Source organism: Xenorhabdus sp. SGI240, from assembly GCF_040081915.1.
In the GTDB taxonomy this organism is placed as follows: domain Bacteria; phylum Pseudomonadota; class Gammaproteobacteria; order Enterobacterales; family Enterobacteriaceae; genus Xenorhabdus; species Xenorhabdus bakwenae.
Map to the genome: position 1 here is coordinate 1 of NZ_JBEBMB010000060.1, position 4,234 is coordinate 4,234.

4 protein-coding genes are annotated in these 4,234 nt (G+C 42.5%); all 4 read left to right on the top strand.

Annotated elements, in window-relative coordinates:
• The first annotated feature begins 414 nt into the window (after positions 1-414).
• Complete coding sequence (locus ABLA76_RS13260) at positions 415-1,407, top strand: hypothetical protein (protein ID WP_348988275.1); 993 nt, start codon at positions 415-417, stop codon at positions 1,405-1,407.
• 147 nt (positions 1,408-1,554) lie between these two features.
• Positions 1,555-2,877, top strand: a complete 1,323-nt coding sequence (locus ABLA76_RS13265) for an effector-associated domain EAD1-containing protein (RefSeq protein WP_348988276.1) — start codon at positions 1,555-1,557, stop codon at positions 2,875-2,877.
• 19 nt (positions 2,878-2,896) lie between these two features.
• Positions 2,897-3,277 (top strand): caspase family protein, encoded by a 381-nt coding sequence (locus tag ABLA76_RS13270; protein ID WP_348988277.1) that lies wholly within the window; start codon positions 2,897-2,899, stop codon positions 3,275-3,277.
• A gap of 170 nt (positions 3,278-3,447) precedes the next feature.
• Positions 3,448-4,203: a caspase family protein gene (locus ABLA76_RS13275; RefSeq protein WP_348988278.1), complete on the top strand. Its 756-nt coding sequence runs from the start codon at positions 3,448-3,450 to the stop codon at positions 4,201-4,203.
• The last annotated feature ends 31 nt before the right edge of the window (positions 4,204-4,234 follow it).

A 4,234-nucleotide genomic window follows, 5' to 3' on the forward strand; every position in this document is an offset into this window, starting at 1 on the left:
GTTTAAAGAGCGGCTATGTCATTTCAACTCATCATAAAAGTCGAGCATCGCGTTACTTTACGTTCGAGGCGTAATTAGTTCTACCCAACTTGAGAGCCCTCGTATATGTGTACTTCTTAGCTGTTGGGATGAACTGGGGACAGAGATTCAGGAGAAGCAGCCAACAGCTGTTTTACGGGAACGGCTTCCCATGTTTTTCAATTTCCTGAAGAGCACATGGAAGGAGCCTTTAATACTTGGTTTATCTGCTCTAGAACGCCCTTTGACTAGTGCAGACCGAGATATGGAATACTCAATACGAGGCCCCGAACAATTTGGTTACATTGTTCTTCCTGATGGGCAGAAATCCAATGACCTAACGTTACCAATTCAGCAATTATTGACCACCAGTTCATTAAAAAAAGAGGTCATTGCGTGAGAGTCGAGCAAGCTATATATGGAGAATCTCGTGGAGGTCATGGGCTCAGGATGGCGAGTTCTGATGATCCGATAATTTCAGTATTGACTTCTCGTCTCGACTTACCTGACACTGCACCTCCCGGTGTAAACTGGTCGCCCTTCGTGAGTGGATTTCCATATAGAGAATATTATGTTCTGGCCCGTACTTTTGCTGATCCGACAGCAACTCGACCGGGTATGGTGCTTTCTCATGCAGTCATCGCAATGCGTGATGACGTCATTAAAATGCCTGACTTACGCCCACTCTTTAAAATGTTGCTCACTGAACCTACAATGCCAGATGTACTTGTAGCGTGTGAATTACCTCAACTTGCAGAGCCACTTGAGCCAACTCCGGAACTGATTTCGCTTGCTAACGTATTAGGGACACGTGGAAAGGGACCTGTAATTAGATTTGGTTTGCAGAATTTTGATGAATTGATAGCCTCTTTATGGATTCATTTATGGCCAGAAGTTCGTTCAAACTTTTCATTTCGGCTAAGCTTCGGACCACAAGATATCATTGATGAAATTACCCCTACGGTGATTTGTACACCAAGTGCTTTAGCCTCACGCTGGGCGACTTATCGTATACTTGGTAAGCATGTTCAATCACCTTCGCTTGCTGCAGGAATTCTTTGTGGTGAGGAAAAAGCCACTACAGTTATGGAATTGGCTCAGCAAGTGGGGGCTAAAATTTATCAATTTTCTGATCTATCACTGCTGCAGCGTATTTATGAGATTGATAAGCATTCAAATCCGCAATTTAGTGAATGCGTGTCAGCGCTACGAATCCTTGAAAAGCTTTCTCCTAATCCTACCGTAGGTGTTGCTCGCAAGAATATTTTTATACAAAGATTTGAGGCGCAGTTGTCGTCGGCTTCTGTTCAAGATATTTTGCTGCTAAGAAATCTTGTAACTTCTGGGCTTCCAGATGCAACCATTATATGGGATAGCCTTAGAGACTAGGTTGCAGCCAATTTATTAGCACCTTCTGAAGATGCCGAAATACTCTCGATTCTTGGTGATGCGCTATGTACCACTGCAGCGGTAGAGCCTTGGCGGGCTTCTATCATTAATGGTCTAGTCCTTGGCTTACACGCACCTCCTCGCTGGTTGGCTAGTGCTTTTTGGCGTTGGGCCAAACTTAATCCAAATGTATTGATTAAATTTGCAGATTATTTGCCGTTAGAAGACGAGATTGAAGATCAAATAGCGAAAGCTGTACCTGAAGTTCTTAACCTTGATACTGGTAATGTCGTTATGACTATTGCCCAAAGCAAAAAATGGTTAAAACTCCATGGTACCGCAGCAAGCGCATGTCTTACGCCTTCAGAATCAATTGCACGTCAGCTTTTAGTGGATATTAGATCAACTGAGTTAAGTGGTCTTCGTGCTGCATTGCGAAGCACTAGCTCTATGGAAACAATAGAGTTGTCATTAGCTCTACCTAACGAGCCCCGATTGCTTCAAATTGCAGCAGAAAGAATAGCGAATAACCCTTCTCTATTAGGAACTCTGAATTTCACTTTAAGACCTGTACAAGACCTCTGGTGTTACACTCTAACTTTAAATTCTGAAGCGTGGAAAGGACCAAATGATCCATATGGCGCATTTTCTACAGTTCTTCAGAATCTGATACAAGGTTCTGAAACAAACCTACACTTGATTGAAGTGCTTTCATTCACACCGTTGGCAGATCTCAGTAAATACATTAAGAATACAGATATTTGGAATTTCCTCCCGGAACCAGCTCGAGGTAATTGCCTACGTGCAACAGCTACTGGTTGGCTTCATTATGCTTTAAAAGGATATGTAAACCCTCCAGATAATGAACTTGAAATGGCTATTTTGACAAATGAGAAGCTAGCCGTTGTATTACGCTGTGACAAGGCTGATATTGGTGATGTTTTGAGAGTTATTAACTATTTATCAAACCTTGAAGAGTCCCGTGTCCTGCGATGGTTAAATGAAAACGCATTAATTAAACCATTACGAAATACTGATGCGGAGGAATTAGGACGTCTTATTCAAAACCGACGTTGGCATCAAATTGTAGAAAACCTGCTAAGGCTTACACAACAAGGTCGCAACGACTTAAAACCAGCCTTAACACAGTGTTATAGCATGGTTAGTCGATTCTGGAGATTCGTTCTGGGACTATCGGATGTTTCATATTCAGAGAAATGGGCATTACTAGAGGAACTTGCAGTCGAGCTGTATCCTAATGGGCCAGATGATCAAGGGCTTTGGGATCGTGCTGGAGGAAAAGATGCCGATTTGAAAGTTAATGGTTCAGGAAGAAATCGTTGGCATGATGCGATTTCTTATTTACAGCGAGGACGTAGGCCTTACATGAATAGGCTGTTTGAAGAAATGCAGACTGATTATCCTCAAAACGATAAACTCAACGCCCTACGGACAATTCGATATTTCTAAAATAGTTCAATGAATGAAAATGGATGAAAAAGAGCAAAAGATGCATAATAAGGAAGGTGATTTTTCTGAAGGACATGCGCTGATTATTTCAGTAGCCAACTATTCTCAAATTAACCGGTTGCCAGCTACTGTGCTTAATGATGGTCGCGATATGTATTCGACACTGACGTCCCCCGCGCACTGTGGTTATAAAACTTCAAACGTTGCTACTTTGCTGGACAGTGATGCAACACTCGTTGCGATGCGCCGTGAACTAAAAGCATTAGCTGATCGAGCTAAACCAAACGACACTGTAACAATTTTCTTTTCTGGGCATGGCGCTCGATTAGATGAAGGTGCTGAAGCTTCAAGTGCATTAATTCCGTTTGACTGCTCTATGGATAATTTTATTCATAACTGAAAACCACCTCCTGAGGAGGTGGTCAGCAACAGGTTTTGGCTCTGCCTTATTGGTTTTTAGATTTTAAAATAACAGCAGTGGCAGAGGCTTGTTTTTAGGGATTTTAGTACGCCCCTCTGGGGCGAAATCAATGCCACCTTCTATGAAGGTGGATTTTTATTGAGAGCGTAATGTCCGAGCAGGAATTTTCGTTAGCGCTGAAAAATATCCAAGCTAGAAGGGTTGTTGTTTTTATAGATGCTTGCCACTCAGGAGCATCGGTAAGTTTCAAAGGTCTGAACAACAGCTCTGCAAATCTGGGATATTCGGAAAAATCACTAAGTAGGCTAGCTGAGGGAAGTGGCCGTGTGTTAATTGCCTCATCCAGAGCTTCTGAATACTCATTGGTGTTCAAAGGAGCTCGTAATAGCTTGTTTACGGAGCATCTACTGAGCGTTCTTCGTGGAGGAGGGCGTACCCATGGTGATGGGGTCATTAGGGTATTTGAGATGTTCAATCATGTATCGGAACAAGTACGCTTAGCGGCATCTGATGAGCAGCATCCTATTTTCAAGGCTAGCGATCTCGAGGATAATTTCCCAATAGCTTTAGACCGTGGAGGAGTGAATAAACTTACTGATACTGTGATACAAAATGAAAAACTGGATATCTGGCGTGAATTAGGTGAAGTTTTTTGCGAACTATATCCCGCAGGACCACAGGATGAAGATATTTGGCTCCGTTCAGGTGGTGATACTTCAAGGCTTCGTCTTTCAGGATCAGGACGTGCTAATTGGCTGTCTGCCCTACGTATCCTGCGACAGGGAGGTGGTGGAAAAAATATAACTAAAGTTTCGTTGATTAACGAAGCATTGAATGATTTCCCCCATCATCAACAGTTGAAAAACCTTAAATTAACGCGATGCTCGACTTTTATGATGAGTTGAAATGACATAGCCGCTCCTTTATAACTTTAAG